Raw genomic sequence first — 19,510 nt, forward strand, 5'->3', positions numbered from 1 at the left:
ACCTCGGACTGTCTCCCAGCCCGTATTCCAGTGGAGAGGTGCATCGAGATCAGGGCATCAGCAAAGCGGGCAACAAACAAGCACGCGTGATGCTGATCGAACTGGCTTGGTGTTGGCTCAAGTACCAACCACAAAGCCAGCTCACGCAATGGTATCGCTCCCGCTTCTCGGGGCATGGAGGTCGTTCTGGAAAGGTCGGAATAGTCGCTTTGGCCCGCAAACTTGCAATAGCATTCTGGCGGTTCATCGAAGACGGTGTGGTGCCCGAAGGGGCCACGCTATCTATCGCCGCCAAATAAGGGTTCAACCGCCGACGGGCAGTTGAGAGGAAGCGTGGCTACCGTGCGTAGAGATGGAAATCACACGCCGAGTTGTAGTTTGGTACCGCGTTTCGAAGCAGGCGTTTGGCCACCATGAATCGGGATTATGGTCGGAGGCAGCTGCCTCAGCCGGATACAAGTGGAGGCACCAACGGGTGCCGGATTGCCAGACGACTGCGAACAACCGATGGAAGGCAATCTTGGGAGGGATGACGATGGATTGACAAACGCCGCTTCATACAAGTCTCTACGCCAATCCTCCATCTTCGAACGCGCGTCGTCAAGGCTCATGAACCAGTGGGCGTTCAGGCACTCGGCACGGAACTTGCCGTTAAAACTTTCGATGTAGCTGTTGTCGGTCGGCTTGCCTGGTCGCGAGAAGTCGAGCACGACGCCCTTATGATAGGCCCATAGATCAAGGTCTCGGGAGATGAATTCGCTGCCGTTGTCCACACGAATGGTGGCAGGGTAACCAACCTGGCGACATACCCGTTCGAGCGTTTGGACCACATCCTCGCCCTTATAGCTGAAACGTGCATCGACCGCCGGCGAGAAGCGAGAGAAGGTATCGACAACCGTTAAAACTCTGATCTTGCGGCCGGTAGCCAGCTGGTCATGAACGAAGTCCATAGCCCAGACATGGTTGGAATGGGCTGGCTCCGTGCGGTCGGCTCGCAGCTTCGCCTTCACGCGGCGCTTGGGCGTCTTGTTGCGGAGCTGAAGGTCCATCTCCTTGTAAAGTCGATAGATTCTCTTCGGGTTGACGGCCCAACCATCACGCCTGATCAGAACGTGAACGCGGCGATAGCCATAACGCACCCTGGTCTGGCAGATGTCCTTGATCTTCAGCTTCAATTCGGCCTGCTCGCCGCGCCTGGACTTGTAGACATAAAGCGTCCGGTCGATTCTCAACACTGCGCATGCACGCCGGATCGAGACCTTCCAGTCCGCCTTGACCGTGTCGACAAGCTTGCGCTTGCGGGCAGGCCTCAGAGCTTTTTTGAAAGCACATCCTGTAGCATGGCTTTGTCCAATGACAGGTCCGCCACGATCCGCTTCAGCTTGGCGTTCTCCTCTTCGAGCTGCCGCAATCGCTTCATCTCCGAAGGCATCAGCCCCGCGTATTTTTTGCGCCAGTTATAGAAGGTCGCATCGGAAATCCCTGCCTTGCGGCACACCTCACCGACCGGCGTCCCATCCTCTGCCTGCTTCAAAACAAATGCGATCTGCGCTTCTGAAAACTTCGAGGCCTTTATCGAATTCTCCTCTTCTTCCCAACAGGGATCATAAGTGGAAAATTCCAGTTCCAAATGGCCTAAATTCTTGGGGGCACGTCAAGCCTGGCGGTCCCGCACGTCAATCTCGCAAGCCTGCATACTTTGGCAAGATTGCTGAAGGACGCTGATGGCTCATCGCAATCTTCGGTAATGGGCGCAGCATTGGTCTCTCACGAAACGAGTCGGAGAGATGTTCATGCCTCGCCAGCCGTGACAGTCGATACCCTCGACAACTGACATCAACAGGACATGCTCTACCCAAAATCGCTAGTTCCAGTAAAGTGGAAGTTGATTTTAATTATGGGGGCTCAGTGGGAGAGAAGTTTCTTGCGCAGAAGCCTTTCCATCAACAAGCCTATGCAAAGGCACAGGATTCCGAAGCCAATTAAGTAGAGTTTATCTAGCGCCTGGGTTGGATAACCTAGGTAGTAGGCGCTACGCATCCAAGTAACCGCGTGAAAAACGGGGTTGAACGTGCAATAATAGATTAACTCATTTGGAAATATATACAGGTAAATTGGTCCGCCGGAGGTGAGATATATTATCGCCACAAAGAGGGAGTAGAATCTCGCAAAAAACGGATATATCGCCGAAATAACGCTGATTATAATACCGACGCCGATGGCAAGAAGCGCAGTGCTCAGCATTGCCAAAAGAGCTTGGTCCGGTTGCCGGGGGTAGGGGTCCGAGCCAATTGATAATAAAATGATAAACATTACAAAAACTGAGATTACAATCCCGATGAGTTCGAGAGCGCAGCGCGCTAGAATAATATCGAGCAAATGAATTGCAGGAAAGGCCAACATATTCTTATTCGTTAGAAGAGATGCTGCCATAAATCTTGAAATATACGAGAAAGTCAAAGCCGGTATAAGGCCAGTGGCAAAAAATAAAAATAAGTCGTCACCAAAAATCGCCGTTCGGCTTGTAAGTGTGTAGATTAGTAGCAGAATTAGAGCATGTGCTATTGGCATCAATGGCGGAATTAAGGCGCCTAGGCCGTTGTTGAAAAAACGGCTTCGGATGTCACGCAGTATCACTGCGTGCATGACGTTAAGTATCCTTTGCAGGGCGATTGCAGAGGAGGCTGTCGCCGGCTTCGTTCGTTGGTCCAGAGTTTTTGTTTCTACCATCTTACTTCAAACTGCAATCCACCACTGCCACATCTATGACACCACCATTTGGGTCGCAATACGGCGAAACCTAACGCCGTGGGGTGCCAGGATCTCGCACTTAGAGACTAGGGAGACTCCTTGATCTCAAGTGAGCTTTAGGCCTTCTTTAGCAGCGATATACAATCGAGGTTAGGCACGCCCCAATCGTGAAACGTCTGTTCGACAACCGTAAAACCTGCGGCCCGGGCCAGGTCCGCGAAGATCTCGGCCGACATGTAGTTCCGCCAATGAGGGTTTTGGCGGAAATCTTTTTTTGGCCCAGCCTGGGTGTAGTTTGAATGATGAATGAACGCGTAGCCGCTCGGGGACATCACACGGTAAAACTCGGGAAGGTAGGATTTCACGATTTCCGGAGGGAAATGCACCATGCTGTCGAACGTGTAGAAGAAAGTGCACGTTTCACTGGCGACGTTGCGTAGATCATATCCATTGCATTCCGTGATGCTGGTCCTCGGATTGCCTGCATATTTTTTTTGGCAGTGTTCAATATTTTCTTGATTTACGTCAATCATGGTCACATGATCTGCAAGTTCAAGCAGCTTGTCCGTATTTCGACCGTAGCCGCATGCAAAGTCGATGCTCCTCGTGAAATTGATTGGATGTCGATCAAGCACTGGTTGTACAAAGACGCTCCAGTGCGCATTCATGTCTCTCGACGCGGCGCCGTGATAAGCATCGGCAACGTCCTTCCCCCAAAGAAGGCTGTTCTTTTTTACGAGCGTTTTCAGGCTGTGGAAAAACACGATCTTACTCTCATCTAGATAGGTGCTTCGAATGGACGTGGCGCTCAGTTAATTCAACCTCATTGCGCGCGGGCTTCTGCCTTCTGGATGAAATGATACAGGATCAAGTCAGCCTCAAGCAAATGCTCAATGCGGCCTATTTTCTTCAAGATATCAGCTAGTTGATGGACCGATTCAAGCTGGCCTCTCGTGCGCACGCTGCTTTCCGGTATGCCGAGCAGCTCAGCAATATGCCTCGGGTAGGTCCGATCGTCGCGGCCCGCGTCGAACAAGGTGAACTGTGAAAGTATATCAAGGGCTTGCGAGACATCATCAAGTGTCGCGGTGTCCGACGGATTGTCCGCGACGAGCTGCTGTGTAAATGGCGATGCCAGAAGTTTCAGTGTGTCATTGGGTGCGCTCCGGATTGCCTTCGAAATTGCAGCCTCGTCCTGCAGGGCAAGATCGTCGAACCAGTCCATAACCGGCTTAAATAAGAGTATATCGCGGGGAGCGACAAATGGAAACTTCTGTTTGTTGTATCGGCTGAAAATGATCAGCCGCAGGGCAAGTTCATAAAACGGATCTCGCAGAGAAATCATCGTCACATCAATGTTGTAGTCGATATAGATGCGATAATTTTTCAGGAGGATACGACCCGAAACGTAGACGGACGGCTGATGCAAAATCTCGAGCATTTGGCGCACCGTCTCAAAACCATAATGCTCGACGCGGTGTTCATAAAACTGGAAGAACGGCTTTAGGCAAAGGTCGAGATCGGTCTGAGGAAAATATGCGGTCTCGACACGCAGGACTTTCTTGGGAATATATTCTGGCTGCGCTCGCCGATAGATGATCATACCTGTTTCAGAGTCAGATATCTCGACCTTGGAAGCTGTGCTGACGCCCGGAACGTTTTTCTCGTTCAGTATGAAACCGACATTTCCGGTCTCGTGCAGTCCTTGGGCGTGTGCTCCTTCGATAAAAATCCAGGTATTGACCTCGGTAATTTTGCTGTCGTCGTTGATCCTGACCAATACTTTCGGCTTTGTAGAATATCCGTCCGGTACAAGGTAACCGTGGATTTCCTTGCCTATGTCTTTGTAAACGCAGAAATTCATTGAGCTACAGCGAGTCGATCCCGATCTAGAGAGGATATATGGGTTAATATCCTCTTTTGCACAAGCGCTCCATTTCAAGAAGGAGAGAGCTCAAGGATTCATCAGCCGTGTTGGCTCTCTAACAGCAAATCTGAAAGCTCGGACCACGCCATCTCGGGTGACGGGGATGAATCGGCCTTCTCCAGTACGACATTAACTTTGGCAATCCATCTTAGCTGTGATAATTAGAGTTTTATCTATCGTTGGGAAGCCCATATGAAACAGACCGCAAAGCCGGCCTCAAAGGTGGTTGACGGTGATGGCACGATACTTGAAGAGGATCGCCAGCTGACGCAGCTTCTCCTGAGAAACGCTGTTCAGCTACCCCAAAATACCGGCGCAACCGATGCTCGCCGCAGAGTTACGGTGAAGGAATTGCTTCTCCTGATCTGTGGCCTGCCGATATTGTGGTTGCAGGCCATTGCGCTCGGTCGCGTCGGGCGCGAATACGACGAACTATAGACGGCGACGTTGACTTTACTGAGTCTATCCCGAGGTTGAAACTGGCCTGGCGCGTCATTGGAACGGCCAGCTGATAAAGCCTCAGTGCTGAAGCGCGGATCATGGCGAAACCACCCGGGATCGCAGTCGCGCTGAGCTCGATGCCGGGCGGCATGACCTAGCTGTCTCAACGCTTTGCATGCGGGAGGGAACTGGTCAAGATGAGACTAAGCAAGTGGGCGTAACCAAGTGCATCGTCCAGGGCGAAATGACTATGGGCGTGGCCTCCGAGCCATTCTGCGGGATAGTGTTCCCGGTTGCAATGACGGTAATCCCAGCCCGTCGTACCCATGATAAGTGAGGGAATATCGACGCCTGAGCCCATGCAGAGACTGGAATCTCGCGGGTGTTTGAAGAGGCGGCGTCCGACGAATTTCTGCAAGTACAAATCTACCCAGGGTCCGTCGAAGCATAAGGGGTGGGCGGCAAAGACGGGATCGCCAGGACGGCTTTCAACCCAATCTGCCCAAGCGCGCATTCCCTCTTTTGGATCTTGTTGATTAACGGTAGCCGCTCGCCAGGCAAGCGGCTGTGAGTGCCACCACAGCATCGTTTCGCCGTCTGTCGTGGCGTCAGGGAGCTGTTTCAGGTTTATGCTGAAGGTCCCGTGGGATGCTCCGTCTTCGCCGATTGCAACGGAGGCAAGACTTATCATCGAGTGGGTGCCCGGTACGTGGCCGTCTGTTTCGATGTCCGTCACGATAAAAGAAATCATTAGTACAGCCTGTTGAAGGTTTCATGTAAATCGCGCTCTTCGCGGACCAATCTGCTGGTGATCATCGCCTGTAATTCTTTTGCCTACTTCAAACTGCGGGTTATTGGAAAACGGAGCACGCTCAAGAGTTTATTGCTCAATTTGAAGGGGCATTTGCAGATCACGTGTCTCGATCACGTGCTTGATGTAATCGCCGGGATGCGAAATCGCATCGGCCTTCAACGTCATGCGAGAAAGCGATCGTAACCGTCTGCGGATGGCATGTCCGGTTTTCGGCACGACTTTGTGGAGAAGGCCGGCGCTGATAGTATTCATGTTCCAGCTCCAATCTTCGAAGCCTATGCCCTCCCGCAGGTCTGTTGGAGGATATGGATTTTGGCTATAAATTTCGTGGGCGGCAAAGCTCAACGCTGTCCAATAATTGTCCAATGCTAAGCCAGTTGGCTCGAATCGCGGGTCTTCCATGTCTATGTGATAGAAGGCCAGTTTCGCATCTCCGAAGTAAATGGAAACTTCCGGATGCCAGATGACCGAAGCTTCACGCGTCTGAGCCATGTCGGCGGCCCGGATCAGCCAGTCAGCTCCCCAAAGATCGTCCGCATCTAAAAAGCCTAGAAAGTCACCCGTGGCGACATTGACGGCATGATTTCGAGCGAGACCAGCGTCGCCAAAATCAGTTTCGATGAGGGTGACATCCTTTCGGAAGCGGCTTTCGATAACGCTTTTGGTCAATGGATCGGACCGGTCCATTATCCCGAGGATTTCTACTTCATAACCAGCATCGAGCAGACGGTCGGTGTTGCGATAGATGCTTGCTATCGCCGGCACGGCAAGTAGGCCTTCGCGATGGACATTCAGGATCGCCGTGATTTTTGATTTAGCCATGGAGCAAGCCTCCAGTTGCCGATGGCTGCTGGGTGAGCACCGTCTTGTAAGACTTCCAGTTGTGATGCTCGATAAGCCTGCGCTGCATCGCAGTCGCGCGCAAATAGGCCGTTTCCGGGTTGTCGGTCGCCTCCCGCAGGGCGGCGATGAAACCAGGGGCCTGATGAGATGGAGGGACCAGCCATCCGGTTGTATCGTTGACCAATTCAGCAATTCCGCCGCTCTCCGACGCGACGATAGGAAGACCAGAGGCAGCTGCTTCCAGAAGCACATTCGGAAGCCCATCCCAGAGCGAGGTGTAGAGAAAGACATCGTAGGAGGGCAAGGGGAGGTCTTCGAAGCGATCAAATTTCCCATTCAAAAAGACGTAGTCCCTAGACCGTGCAACATCGTCAAGCGCAGCCATAAGTGTAGGATCGTCGGTATCGCCCCAGATATGGAAATCGAATTGCTGGGCGTTCTGGAGAATTTCCAAGAGAAGTCGGATATTTTTCTGACGAGTGATCCGACCTGCCCACAATATGTTCGGGCGCCTGGTGTCGCCATCCTCTCTCAAGCGTGGAGGAATGAGAGGCGGCGCGGGTTGCAGGAGGCAGACGAGGCGATCTTGTAGATCCGGCGGTATTGCGAATTGTTCCTTTAGGTCCTCCAGATGGGTCGTATTGTCAAAGTAGACGCCGGCCAAGAACTGAAGACAGGGGCGCAGAAACTCGTACGAATAGCCGAAGCGGCGACCTTGAGAATCATAATCGGGACAGAAGAGCATCGCGTAAAGCTGAGCGAACTGTACCATCCTATGGCCATGACGCCGGATCGCCTCCCAGCATTGCCGGCTGTTTACGTTGATGATCGCGCTCGGCTGCAGGCTGCGGACCAAGGCCTCAACGAGTTCCACCCGGGCCGACTCGTCGAGATCCGGTGCAATGGCGGAAAACGAAACAACGTTAACACCATCAGGCAAGCGATGCTCTCCGGACCGGTCATCATTGTCTGTGAGAACCACCAGAATCGAGTGGAGCCCGAAGGTTTCTACGCATGCACGGGCAACATGGCAGGCGAGCAGATCAGCACCGCCGCGCTTCAGCCATGGTACGAAAACGATAATCTTAGGCGGTTTATTCAGCCGAGATATGATCTTCTCAAACACAAGCGCGATGCGATGGCGCGGCATGCTCGTGGAGATTTCCAGATTGGCGATATCTTGACCATAGTTTGCGGCGTAAAATTCGGGGTCCAGATCCTCAACTTCCTCAATAACTTTCCGGGCGCTGTCCAAATCGACGGTAGGCGGCGTAGCCAAATATCCTTCGCCCCGTCCGTGCTTGATGAAATGGAGGAGCGGGTTCTGGCCTATGACGTGGGGATATCGGTTCAAATACCATGTCGAATTAAACTCAGGTCCAGGAGAGCGGTTTTCGCGCCAGCCAAAAGTCATGAAATGCCTGAGTGCTGGTATTCGAGATGCGAACACATCGGGGTAGGCCGCGTAATACCAGTCGTCGTTGAAAAATCCGGAGTCCCGGATGATATCGGCGTCGCTGGGTTCCGCCGGCTGTTTCTGAAACCCACGCCAGCGACCGATCAGCAGATAGTGAAGAAGAGGGTCGGGAGAGGATGGCGAGTTGGCAAGATAGCGCTTCTGATAGGCTTGTGAATCGAAAAGGCGACTAGGATTGTAGCCGAGGGTAGCGCCTTTCGTGAGGTAGTGATGGATTGAATCCCTTTTCGTTAGGGCAGGGTAGGCGAGTTCGTACCACTGGGCATCGAATAGACTTGACCGACGAAACAAAATGCTAGCGATCAGATAATAGGAAGCGCCCAGAACTTTCGTGACCATACTTCGCCCGGATCTTTCTATTGCCACTATGGGCACGTGGCTACGTCATCAATACGCTAAGGTACTCCGCAATCCGGATGTCCTAGTCGGCTATACGTCTATGGCGATCAATGATCAACCTTATGGCGCTGTTGGAGCGGCCCCTTGCCGCACCCGACTTCAAGTACCTCGCGATTGGACAAACGCCTTCACTCGTTGAAAGTGTTGAAGAAGCGGATCCTCATCAGGCAACGTCGCGAGAGCCATTTCTACTCTGGTTGAAAGCTCTTTATCCTGCAAGCGAGCGAAACCGTTGGCCGAGTCAAGCAGAAGTTCTGATGCGAGGTTGCGGAGGAAGGCGCTTCCTTCGTGTGCGATTGGAGCGACGGTCGGAGCAGCTTCCTGAGAGCCGCGCGATGAAAAGCCCGGAAAGATTCGTTCTTTCCTTTTCCCGCCAGTACGGGGATCGCGCAGTAGTGTCTCGTAGTCGACCCTGTCAAAAACCTCCAGCTTGCCCCCGATTGTGGTGTTATAAATCCTACGGCCCACCGCTTCATATGAAAGCTTCGCCTGCCGATAATTCAAGGCCACTCTATCGAGCTTCGGGTCCTTCCATGTCTTTCCCTTGCCAAAGTAATCCTTGTGGAAGTGGTTAGGGTCATCTGTATCGGATAGAAGAATATCACCGGTGCGCCTATGGCTTTCGGGAATGACGTAATCGAAATCCATTCCGATGAGGTGAACCTCCGTAAACCCCATGAAGAAGGCCAACTGGAGATTGATGTAGGTTACTGACTGTCCGCAATAAAGAACCTTTGAGGCATCGGTTGAAAACCGCGGCACCACATAGTTTGGCGAACTCTTTTCATAAAAGCTTCTGTTCATCTCGAAGAAGAACGTATTCGGTGTCTTAGGCACAAAACGCCGGTAAATTGTCGGAAAGAACTTAAAGGGCGCATCGAAGGCGCGAATTTCTTCCACATTTTCCTTCATTACCGAACTATCTTCGACAACATAAAACGTCGGCACGAAGCCCGTTTCGCGGGTCTTGTAATAGAAGGAGTTCACTCCAAAAGAAAACTCCCCCTCGAGTAGAGAAAGATCATGACGGTTCAGTGAGGGGCCGTTACCGATGATGAAGCAACGCTCGCCTTTATAGCGGTTATAGAAGCAAGTAAGTTCTTCCGAATCGGGAGGTTGAGACCCTGGATAGACTTCACGTTCGGGATAATCGGAAAGGTTCGTGAAGTTCGGTGGGAAAATCAGATCGCCTGCAACCTCGCCGACCGTATGATGCGTCAAAGGAGCAGTGCGCCGACGTCGACCGTTCACCGTCAAGGGCGCGCCAGATCGATAGAGCTCGAGATCACCGAAATCGATGGCCCGCTCAATCATCAGCGCCGTTGTCTGCTCTTTTGACGCGTGATGGCAGAGGCGGTGAATAAACTCGAAGGGCTTAATTTCCTCGTGATATCGGCAACTGTAATTTTCCTGCAGGTGTGTGATTATCTGATCGACATTGACTCGAGATGCTTGGTCGCTGGGATGGAAGAGATGAACATAGATCTCGGGCAGTATCTTAATCCGGTTCGGATCAAGATGATTTAGTAAAGTTACGTCCAGTGCCCGATCCTCACAGGAATAGCCGATATACTGCTCGAAGCCCTTTAGTGCTAGGAAAATTGAGCGGCGGAAAATAACGATGCCACCGCAAATTGTAACGGGATTTTTTACATTTGCTGGATTTGTCAGGTGTTCGAGTGTGCCGGTGGAAAGAATTGTTTGAGCCTCAGCGGCCGTGGAATAATAAACATTCACATATGGGGAGCAGACGTCTGCATTTTCGTAGCAGGAGATCACGCCCGAGACGAAACCGGGACCGGTTAAAACGTCGGTGTCCATCAGGGCTACAACGACGGAATCCTCACAAAAATGTCGTACGGCAACGTTGTAACCCCAGCCGCGATTGAATTCCCTATCGTTGAAAATGAACTCGTGACGGACGTAGGACTTGGCTCCTAGATCGGAGAGTTTCAACCTCGGCTGGGCATCCTGTTCGACAAGCAGAACGTCGAAGAGATCGGCATAATGCTTGTCGATCCAATCCAGCAGCGCGCGAAGGTTCGTTAACCGCTCCGGGGCGTTGTCCACTAGCCGAAGCCCTATTATCAATGTCGCAAGCGTCTGGCCTTGCCGACCAACGCGGTTGGTCACAGCTGCGATTTCGCTTGGAGTCATTCGCTCCACCGGCGCAAAAGGATGGAATGTGATCTCGGGCCATTTAATTTGTGTGTTAGAAACCGCCGCCGTCTTTGAAGACGCCGATTGCGGGGAAGAAGCGGGAGCGGTAGAGCTTGATTTGGCCTGTGGTTGCATCTGTAGTCGTTCCATCAGCTTCTCATAGATCCAGTCACTTCCGGCTTCCGTCAAATGCAGATTGTCACAGGTGTAGCGTTGAACTTCAGCGTCGCCCCACTCCATGAGATCAACTATCCTTTCGGAGGGGAATTTAGCTGCAAACCGGCTAGAATAGTCATGAATGATTGACATATTGGTCGGACGCTCGCGCGGATAGTCACCGCGCCAGCCCGGAACGATCCGGTTAGCGTTAATGAAGATTAGATTGGGAATCGCGGCTAGCCTCGAACCGAGTTGCTCGACACCATCCTCCAGCGGATACATATTAATAGTGCGTTCGCCCTCGTAAACGATGCCAAAGGGATTTGCGAAATGGCGTGTCATCACGTCCGCCCCAAAGATTTCGTCGAATTTGGCTTTCTTGGAGTTGATTACCTTCTTCGAGTAATCGCGAGTATTCAAGCCAAGATTGGCGAGGTTTTCTGCAGCCGTTCGATCATATAGATCCTCCATCGCATTAGACAGCTTTCGCGGAGACCAATCGACAATCCCGGTATACAGGATAACATGATCGTAGCGCGCCAATTGATCCGGAGTGAACAACATCAAGAAGTCCAACGACGTCGTCCATTTCATCGGGCAAAGGTAGCTCTCGACCTCGAGGCGCGGGTCCTTGGCCATGCGTTCGGCAAAGACGTCATGGTGGCAACCGCGCGGCTTGTGTTGTCCGCGGCTGTCAGTGAAAATCAACACGCGCCTAGGCGGCGGAGTTACGACCATGCTTGCCTTAGCTGATGAAGCTTCGGGCTGAGAATCCTTACCTAATTGCAGATAATCAACCAGAGCCGCGAGCGGTGATTTAATTCCTAATCTTATATCGAGGTCGCCCGCAAACCGGAGCTGCGAAAGCACCATGGGTAGCCAGGTTGTCGAAAAGGAAAGCCGTGGGGAAGGGTAAAGATCTTCATTCGAGAAGGCGCCGTAATCGTGCACTTTGGTTCGGCATTCGAAGTCAACGATGTTCAAGATTCCATCCCGAGCTGCATTAGCAAAATCGATGCGGAAGCTAGCATCGATTTTGTAAAGGATATCGTCAGATAGCACGTCCATTGCGAACATATAGTCGTTTCTTTCATCTCTGCGACGGACGTGCAGTGAGAGGTCAAAGTAGCGCGACGGCAATACTTCATTTCCAACTATCTCTTGGATATGGCAGTCATAGGCGTGGAGGCTAAACTGCCCACCGCCAGTGTTGAACAAGTTTCCCGCTTTAGTTACACGTCGGCCGACTAAAGCTACGTTTTGGTCAAGAGGTATGGCTACGGATTCTAGCGTTTGTCGCCCTGGCGCCAATAGATCGGTTAGACCATTGAAAGCCGAGGTTCCATCGCGCTTTGCAGCATGGAGAAGTCCTCGGAAGAACTCGAACCCGTATGAGGCCAGCGCTGAAGGGAGGAGCTTCTTGATTGCCGATTCTTCAGCCGGATTCTCACTTAAGTGGCGCTGGAAGCTTGTTATTAGAGTGCGAAGGCCGAAGAAGAGACTTTGACGCAGAGCGAAATGACGCTGGGTGTCTGTTAGGCCACCACCACCGGCCTCAACACCCCGCAAGAGCCCGATCCGCGCCGCATAAAGTAGGCTCCGGGCCTGACCACTAACAAAAATGTCGTGAATAGCGGTAATGCTCGGTACCAGATAGTGATGAAAACCGGCTGCCTGCGCGCGAAAACCAAATTCGGAGTCTTCAAAACCAAAAGGGTTGAAGATCTCATCGTATCCACCCACACTTTCATAAAGGCTACGGTGAAAGGCGCTGATGCCGCCAGCCGTAGCGCCGACTCGTACTGGCACACCCTCCGCCAGCACCGTCGCCAGCAGGCCCGAAGCGCTTCGGAGGGTGGGAAAACGGGTCCGAAAAGTTTCTAGAAATCCTGCTTCCAGATCGGGCGTATCTACATCGTTGCCGATCGGCGCACCAAAATGGGCCGCCCAGACGTTGCTCACTCCAGAGTGCATAATCGCACCCAAGGCGAGGTCTTCGCCCAAAACATTACGGATTCTTGGCCAGAATGGTTGGTAAAGGCTAGTGTCTCCGCTGAAACGACCCTGCAGTTCGGACCAATCCCGAACACCATTCAACGCCTCAAAGCATCCCGACACTTTAGGGCCATCGAGTAGTAGAGGCTGAACCAGCCCGACGTTCGGGTCTTTTGCGCGGAGGGCTTGCCACGCCGCAGCGATACCTCGGAAATAGTGAGGCTCGAAGAGAATGTCTGTGTCGCAGGAAATTAGAAACTCCGCGCCTGCGTCCATCGCGGCGCGAATTAGATGGTTACGCCCCCCAGCGACTCCTAGATTCTGTCCCACGCAAAGGATCTGGATATGCTGGGAAATCGTAGCGGCAACCTTGCGGATGTCTGGACAATCTTGGTCATTGATTAGGAGCCACAGCCTCGCATCCGGACCGAGACAAGGACCAACGCGCGTCAGAAAGCAAGATGCCTTGGCAAACTCATGACGTTGGTAGAGGACGTAGACGGCAATCTGCATTTCAATTCCCCCACAGAGTGTCGAGGTCGATGCGGGAAAAGGTCTCCAGTTCTCCTCCGCTGGTTGCGTTCATTATTATCCGGCCTGCAATTTCAAACTCGAATTTGGCGCGAAGATAGCTACGCTGCACGCGGCCAAGACGAGGATCTTTCCAGGTTTTGCCCTTGCCGAAATAATCTTTGTGGAAATGGTTCGGATCGTCGCCTTCGGAGCGAATATGGTTTCCCTTCTGGTGATGGTCGCTGGGCTTTGAGTAGGAGAAGTCCATCCCAATTAGGTAAACTTCTGAAAAACCAAAATAATACGCAAGCTGCATGTTGATATACGTAACGGACTGTCCACAGTAGAACACGGGTTCCGATCCAATATTAAACTGCGGCGTGCCATAATTTGCTTTATCGGTGCGGTTGTAGAACGACGTGTCCATTTCGAAAATATGACAGCTATCACCAGACTTAAGTTGCTCAGCATAGCGCTGAGGGAGAATCTTAATCACTCCTTGGTAAGCGTCAATATCATCTTTATTCTCACTAAAAACGAGATTGTCTTCGACAACATAGAAGGTTGGCCTGAAGTTATTATTGCGCGTCATTAGAAAAATTGAATTTACTCCGAATGTAAATTCGTTTCGCATCCTAGCCATGTCGACTTTATTTAAGGATGGCCCATTTCCTAAAATAAAGCACCGTTTTCCATCATACTTTTTATAGAATTCTGTAACGGATGGCATAACTGAGCCTCGCGAAAGGTTGGGTGTCACGGATTGAAATGAGAGGGAAGGTTCACCTTAGTTTAAAGCAATCTGAACACTCGGGTCGATGCGGATTGTCGACCAATGCCCATGGTTCAATCCACTTGCCATAAGCGTTGCGACCTCCGTATGACTCAGTCACCAAAAGTTCGTTCAAATCCTACGTTTTCTCAGAGGCCTGATAACCGGCGGGATTTTCCGACTGCCACTTCCACGAACTCACACACATATCTTCGAGACTGTGAGTAGCTCGCCACCCCAGCATCTCCTCGGCTCTCGATGCGTCTGCATAGGAGGCGGCAACGTCACCTGAGCGACGGTCTAGCACCCGCGAGGGCAGATCGCGTCCACAGGCTCGAGAATAGGCCGCCAACATTTCCTTCACCGTAGTTCCCGTGCCAGTACCCACATTGAAGGTCATCGCACCTTGATGTCCGGCAGAAAAGTTCATTGCCGCAATATGCGCACGGGCAAGATCAACCACGTGGATGTAGTCCCGCAACCCACTGCCATCCCGCGTATCGTAGTCGTCTCCGAAGATTGCAAGACTTTCTCGTCGACCTACGGCCACTTGAGCGATGAATGGCATGAGATTGTTGGGGATCCCCTGGGGATCCTCGCCGATCAGACCACTTTTGTGGGCGCCGACCGGATTGAAATACCTCAACAGAATTGCAGACGTGCCAGAACTGGCCTGTGCCCAATCCGCCAAGATCTGCTCGGCGATATATTTTGTACGGCCGTAGACACTGGCGGGCCGGCAGGGATGCCTCTCGTCGAGCGGAAGGTATTCCGGCTCACCATAGACGGTGGCCGAAGAGGAAAAGATGATCCGTTTACAACCTGCGGCCGTCATCGCCGAGAGCAATGCCAGCGTCCCGGCGACATTCGTCTCGTAGTATTCGACAGGTCGAGCCTCACCTTCTCCGACGGACTTAAGCCCGGCGAAGTGGATCACAACATCGGGGCGGAAGGCGTCAAAGATTGCCGTCAGATGAACGCAATTGCGAACATCGGCCTCTTCTATTTGAAAAGGCCGATCGCAAAGTTCACGGACGCGGCGTAACGCCTCAGGAGAACTGTTGGCGTAGTTGTCAATAACGCATATCTCATGACCGAGCGGAAGCAGTTCCACCAATGTATGGCTACCAATATACCCCGCGCCGCCGGTCAAGACGATTCGCATTACCCAAGCTCCCGGAAAAAGCCGGCCAATCGGTCGATTGCCGTATGGCTTGCGCGGATGACACCGTCGATGGTGTTCGATCCATTGTGCGTGCCCAGGATCACTCGCTCCATGTGACGCAGGGGGCTGTCGGCCGGCAAAGGTTCGATTTCGAAAACATCGAGTGCCGCTGAATGTACATGGCCAGATTGGAGTGCTTCGATCAACGCTGCTTCATCGATTAGCGGACCGCGTGCCACATTGACGATGCGGACGCCAGGCTTGCAGCGCGCCAAAATTTTGGCGTCGAGCATGTGGAAATTGTGGGTATTTAACGAGCAGGTAAACACCAGGAAGTCCAGATCTTCCACAACGTCGGGCCAGGTGGCACGTTCCAGCCCTGGTATCCCCGTATCTCCTTGAACGCCCGGATCATAAGCGACAACCTTGAGTCCAAGCGCTTGAAGCCGTGTGACGGTGTGCCGTCCAATATCTCCGAGCCCGACCACGCCTGCACGGCGTCCATGGAGGCTGATGCCCGCAGGTTTAAGCCATTTACCGTCGCGGACGCCGCGATCGATAAGGAAAAGCTGGCGTGCGAGACCGATCACGAAGGCTGTTGCAACATCCGCAACTTCAGCCCCAAACATCTGGGGGGTATTGATGATCGGGATATTCAGGTCCTTGCAAGCCGCAAAATCAACGTTGTCGACGCCGATCCCCCACTTGACCGCCGCCCGGAGCCGTCCCCCTTTCGCAGTTTCGAAAACCGAGCGGGTTGCCGGATCGTCGCCGATGATCCAGCCGTCGTAGCCGGGGAGTAGGTCTTTGAGTTCGTCTTCGCTCAAAATCTGGGTGACTTGGGCAGGGTGCAATTTCAGCCCGCGCTCCGCGGCATAGTCCATAAATAGGCCGATCTGCCCCAGCATTGGCGGGCAGCTGACAAGAATATCCTTCATTTTCGCTTCCTTCATCGGGTTATCTGGCGGTGTAGCCGCGCAGAGAAGCCACTGCTTCAGCCAGAGCCCAGTCTTCTGGCGTGTCTATGTCGATAGCTTCCATCTTGTCCATGACATATAGCAGCGGCTTGCGCCCGATACGCGCATTCGTGCTGGTAAAACTGTCACGGGAAAATATGTACAGATTGGAATTTTCTTCGAACCATGGTTCCAGGTCTTGGGTCTGGATGAGGTTGTCCGGATCATGGTTCACCGCGCTTCCATCAGCTCGATAGAACCGGGTCTGAATTCTATTAACCGTAAAAAGCGAATCCGCGGTTCCCGCCGTGATGCCGTCTTTGTAGCGTTCCAGAGCGGCGTGAACGGTCTCAGCGCTCAGCAGCGGGTTCGTGGTATGGGTCATCACATAGGTGTCCGCACCTACTGTGGCTATATCATCAGCGAGGATGAGATTCATCGAGACCGTATCCCCGCACAACTCTGCCTTCCGATCTCGGATCAACACACGATCGCTATCAACCAGACCGTTTTCCGCCAGAATGGCGCGCGCGTCCGTATTGATAACGACTTGGTCGATCTCGGCGATCGCGAGAAGACTGTCCAAGATCCAGGAAAAAAGGGGTTTGCCGTGAAGTGGCCGGAAATTCTTGCCTTTAACCCTTTGACTATTGGCTTTCATGGGAAGAAGGGCGACGCAACGGCCTAAGCCACTCATCTTGATCTGCCTTTCGTGAAACTTGGGGATAGAAAAAACGCTCTTTCGCCTGTCGCGAAAGAATCTTGTGTTCGTGGTTGCCCTTATAGGATCCGCGATATTGGTTCCAGCGGTATCGGAGCATGTCTATTGGGGAAGTTGAGCTAATTCCGTTCCGGCGCGCGGAACGCCAATCTCCCACAGTGCTTGCAAGGACGAACCGCAATACATCAAACCAGGAAAGATGAATCTCCGGCATTATCAAGCGCAACGCAATGGCCTCACGTTCGAAGCGCCGGCGGACCTGTGCCCAGGTCTCTTGATGATGATGGAAAACCGGAGCCTCTGCCACATAGCCGATCGGTTGCCCAGCCGCTAAAAGGCGCTTTGCCAGTTCCATGTCTTCGAGACCCGTCAGTTCCTCATCGAAACGGTGCGTCTCCCAGAAGGATCGCAAGATGGCCGAATTGGCATTGTTGCAGAAGAAACCTTCCTGCGGTAGGCGGGACTTCTCGGGAAAATACTTCGCAAATGTTCTACGTTCGCTGTAGTTGCTCTGATCGTCGCCAATCTGGCGGCCGTAGCTGTAGGCAACGGTGCCGTCGATCAAAGGCTGACACAGCGTTTGCAGCCAGAATCTGTCAACGGGCACGCAATGCCCCGAAATCATCACCAGGATATCACCCGTGGCAAATTCGCAGCCACGATTAAGTGAACGTCCGAACGAAAATTCCGATTTCGCTATTGTTGTAACCCTGGCGCCATATCTTTTGGCGATCTCAATCGTTCCATCGGTGGACCCAGAGTCGACGACAACCGTTTCGATCTCGAGCGCATCCGTAACTTGCCGCTCGATCATAACGAGCAGATCGCCAAGATATCGTGCCTCGTTCAAAGTTCTGACTATGATGCTGGCGCGCATTTTCAACTAGGAGTTAGGCAATACAAAGCGAATTGATGATGTCCGGCGGTATCAGAGAACTAACGGATAGAACCTGCAATGTCTATGTCCTTGTTGTCGAATTTCGGCGGCTTAAATGGCAAAAGCTCCGCCGCGCGCAACTTCGATAATTTCCAACAGCTAGATAGGGCCAGGGATGACCAATTCCGGAAAATAACATGGCCGAAGCCTCCCGTTGCTGACAAACGCGTAAAAATTAACAAACCACACTCCGTCGACGTATGTGCTGTTTGAGGATTGTTCCGCGGAACACCTATGAGAAGCTTTCGTTGGGTGCTCTACCTTCTTTAGCGCCATGGTTGATGTAATGCTTAAATGGATCGAGGCCAGCTTGAGCGACGTCCGGATAATTTTTTAGGTACCAATCGGGATCGATGAGGCCGCAATCGCGTACGATCCTCAGTTGCTCCGCTTTCCGCCAATTGATCGGCCAGCTCATTAGTCCTGAGCCATTAAGAACTCTGTGCATGATTTGACCGAATTCCTGCAGCAGTTGCTGCCGTTTCGCCGCCAGCTGATCGAGATTGGCTCTGTCTCGTGCGCTCTGAACGGTCAAGCCTTTTAACGTGGCTTCGAGGCCATCAACGCGGTCTTGAGCAGCCGTCAGCGCCAAATAGGTAGCAGAAAACTGCTGTTGTTTTGCGGCAAGGGCGCTCTCATGTTCCTGGATCGCCTGCTGCAAGTGTGTGATCTGGGCGCGCAGCAGTGTGCATTCCGTCTCTAGATTCGGCGCATTGAGTTCGGACGCCGCGACATCGCAATCGTAATGAACCGCTGGCGTAGGCAGTGCAGCCGCCTCAAGTTCAAAGCTTAAACGCGTCGCCACAGGGTCACTGGAGACGATCTGACGTGCCAGTAAGCCCTGCAGCGCAGGCCATACGGGCTTCACTGGGCTGAGCTTGTCTTCAGAAAACTCCAGCTCCTTTAGGCGATTGCGAAGTTCTTTAACGAAAATAGCTGGTTCAGTGAGAACGGACCCAATCGAGGCGAGCGTTGCCTGTCGGCGGCGCCCGCGGTGCTGGGAAAGGAGAGCTGCGGCATCCGTTATCCATTTTGCCAGTACCTTGCTGGGCAGAATTCCCTTCAGCAAGCCACGTGCAACTGCGTCTTCGGCAGTTTCGTAGAGAATCAATATCGGTGCTACTGTCTCTTCGGGCAAAGACAGGGCGCTTACGCTGCCGTTTTCGGTGGGAACTGCGGAAATGATACGTAGGGTAGTACCTCCGAGGATATCGTGAAGTTTCGCGATAACCTCTGCGTACTGGCTGCCGATAGTCGTCGTCGCTGGAGTTGTCACGATAGCTCCGCTCCCACCCTCAAAAAGCATTTTTCCTCAATCTCCAAACCGCCCGCTTCTGAGCATCATTATGTGCGGGTTGAGCTGCAAGAGAGGGCTAAACGATCCCGACTTTAGCGTCAATCCCGTCGTAGGCGGACGGAAACCTCCGCTGTTCTGATGCGGGGAAGCGTCCGTGTGCCCGGCGCGGATTCGCAGCGAGTT

At 52.7% G+C, this 19,510-nt stretch carries 15 protein-coding genes and 1 pseudogene; 2 read left to right on the plus strand and 14 right to left on the minus strand.

Going from position 1 to position 19,510, the window contains the following annotated elements:
• A partial coding sequence (locus tag EDE09_RS11320) for a transposase (protein ID WP_165924157.1) occupies positions 1–299 on the plus strand: 299 nt, incomplete at its 5' end.
• Positions 300–563: 264 nt separating this feature from the next.
• Here the strand turns inward: EDE09_RS11320 and EDE09_RS11325 are convergent.
• The 4 genes and pseudogenes from EDE09_RS11325 to EDE09_RS11345 all read right to left on the minus strand — a co-directional run.
• Positions 564–1,576 (minus strand): annotated as a pseudogene (locus EDE09_RS11325) (IS3 family transposase); the annotation flags it as partial.
• Positions 1,577–1,905: 329 nt separating this feature from the next.
• A complete protein-coding gene (locus EDE09_RS11335; protein ID WP_105371830.1) occupies positions 1,906–2,730 on the minus strand; it encodes an ABC transporter permease in 825 nt (274 codons plus the stop codon).
• A 137-nt stretch (positions 2,731–2,867) separates the two neighbouring features.
• A complete protein-coding gene (locus EDE09_RS11340; protein ID WP_105371829.1) occupies positions 2,868–3,515 on the minus strand; it encodes a class I SAM-dependent methyltransferase in 648 nt (215 codons plus the stop codon).
• A 59-nt stretch (positions 3,516–3,574) separates the two neighbouring features.
• A complete protein-coding gene (locus EDE09_RS11345) occupies positions 3,575–4,615 on the minus strand; it encodes a hypothetical protein (protein WP_105371828.1) in 1,041 nt (346 codons plus the stop codon).
• Positions 4,616–4,870: 255 nt separating this feature from the next.
• On the opposite strand from EDE09_RS11345, the gene EDE09_RS11350 reads away from it, so the two are divergent.
• A complete protein-coding gene (locus tag EDE09_RS11350; RefSeq protein WP_105371827.1) occupies positions 4,871–5,116 on the plus strand; it encodes a hypothetical protein in 246 nt (81 codons plus the stop codon).
• A 166-nt stretch (positions 5,117–5,282) separates the two neighbouring features.
• On the opposite strand, the gene EDE09_RS11355 is transcribed toward EDE09_RS11350, so the two are convergent.
• The 10 genes from EDE09_RS11355 to EDE09_RS11400 all read right to left on the minus strand — a co-directional run bounded on the left by EDE09_RS11355 (position 5,283) and on the right by EDE09_RS11400 (position 19,306).
• A complete protein-coding gene (locus tag EDE09_RS11355) occupies positions 5,283–5,870 on the minus strand; it encodes a 3'-5' exoribonuclease (protein ID WP_112802548.1) in 588 nt (195 codons plus the stop codon).
• Positions 5,871–5,999: 129 nt separating this feature from the next.
• The gene (locus EDE09_RS11360; protein ID WP_112802550.1) at positions 6,000–6,755 is read right to left on the minus strand and encodes a glycosyltransferase; all 756 of its coding nucleotides are present in this window, start codon (positions 6,753–6,755) and stop codon (positions 6,000–6,002) included.
• The gene (locus tag EDE09_RS11365; RefSeq protein WP_112802552.1) at positions 6,748–8,592 is read right to left on the minus strand and encodes a glycosyltransferase family 4 protein; all 1,845 of its coding nucleotides are present in this window, start codon (positions 8,590–8,592) and stop codon (positions 6,748–6,750) included. The genes EDE09_RS11360 and EDE09_RS11365 overlap by 8 nt, the downstream gene beginning before the upstream one ends.
• Positions 8,593–8,751: 159 nt before the next feature.
• Positions 8,752–13,479, minus strand: a complete 4,728-nt coding sequence (locus EDE09_RS11370; protein ID WP_132410446.1) for a 6-hydroxymethylpterin diphosphokinase MptE-like protein — start codon at positions 13,477–13,479, stop codon at positions 8,752–8,754.
• Position 13,480: 1 nt separating this feature from the next.
• Complete coding sequence (locus EDE09_RS11375) at positions 13,481–14,239, minus strand: 6-hydroxymethylpterin diphosphokinase MptE-like protein (protein ID WP_280952520.1); 759 nt, start codon at positions 14,237–14,239, stop codon at positions 13,481–13,483.
• 151 nt (positions 14,240–14,390) lie between these two features.
• Positions 14,391–15,416, minus strand: coding sequence for a UDP-glucose 4-epimerase GalE (gene galE / locus EDE09_RS11380; RefSeq protein WP_105371821.1), 1,026 nt, complete (start codon positions 15,414–15,416; stop codon positions 14,391–14,393).
• A complete protein-coding gene (locus EDE09_RS11385) occupies positions 15,416–16,369 on the minus strand; it encodes a phosphoglycerate dehydrogenase (RefSeq protein WP_205839324.1) in 954 nt (317 codons plus the stop codon). Before EDE09_RS11385 ends, galE begins: the two co-directional genes overlap by 1 nt.
• Before the next feature lie 4 nt (positions 16,370–16,373).
• A complete protein-coding gene (locus tag EDE09_RS11390) occupies positions 16,374–17,069 on the minus strand; it encodes an acylneuraminate cytidylyltransferase family protein (RefSeq protein ID WP_208325212.1) in 696 nt (231 codons plus the stop codon).
• Positions 17,020–17,970 (minus strand): glycosyltransferase, encoded by a 951-nt coding sequence (locus EDE09_RS11395; protein ID WP_112802557.1) that lies wholly within the window; start codon positions 17,968–17,970, stop codon positions 17,020–17,022. The genes EDE09_RS11390 and EDE09_RS11395 overlap by 50 nt, the downstream gene beginning before the upstream one ends.
• Before the next feature lie 292 nt (positions 17,971–18,262).
• Complete coding sequence (locus EDE09_RS11400) at positions 18,263–19,306, minus strand: hypothetical protein (RefSeq protein ID WP_132410448.1); 1,044 nt, start codon at positions 19,304–19,306, stop codon at positions 18,263–18,265.
• Positions 19,307–19,510: the final 204 nt, after the last annotated feature.

This window comes from Neorhizobium sp. S3-V5DH (assembly GCF_004343065.1).
In the GTDB taxonomy this organism is placed as follows: domain Bacteria; phylum Pseudomonadota; class Alphaproteobacteria; order Rhizobiales; family Rhizobiaceae; genus Neorhizobium; species Neorhizobium huautlense.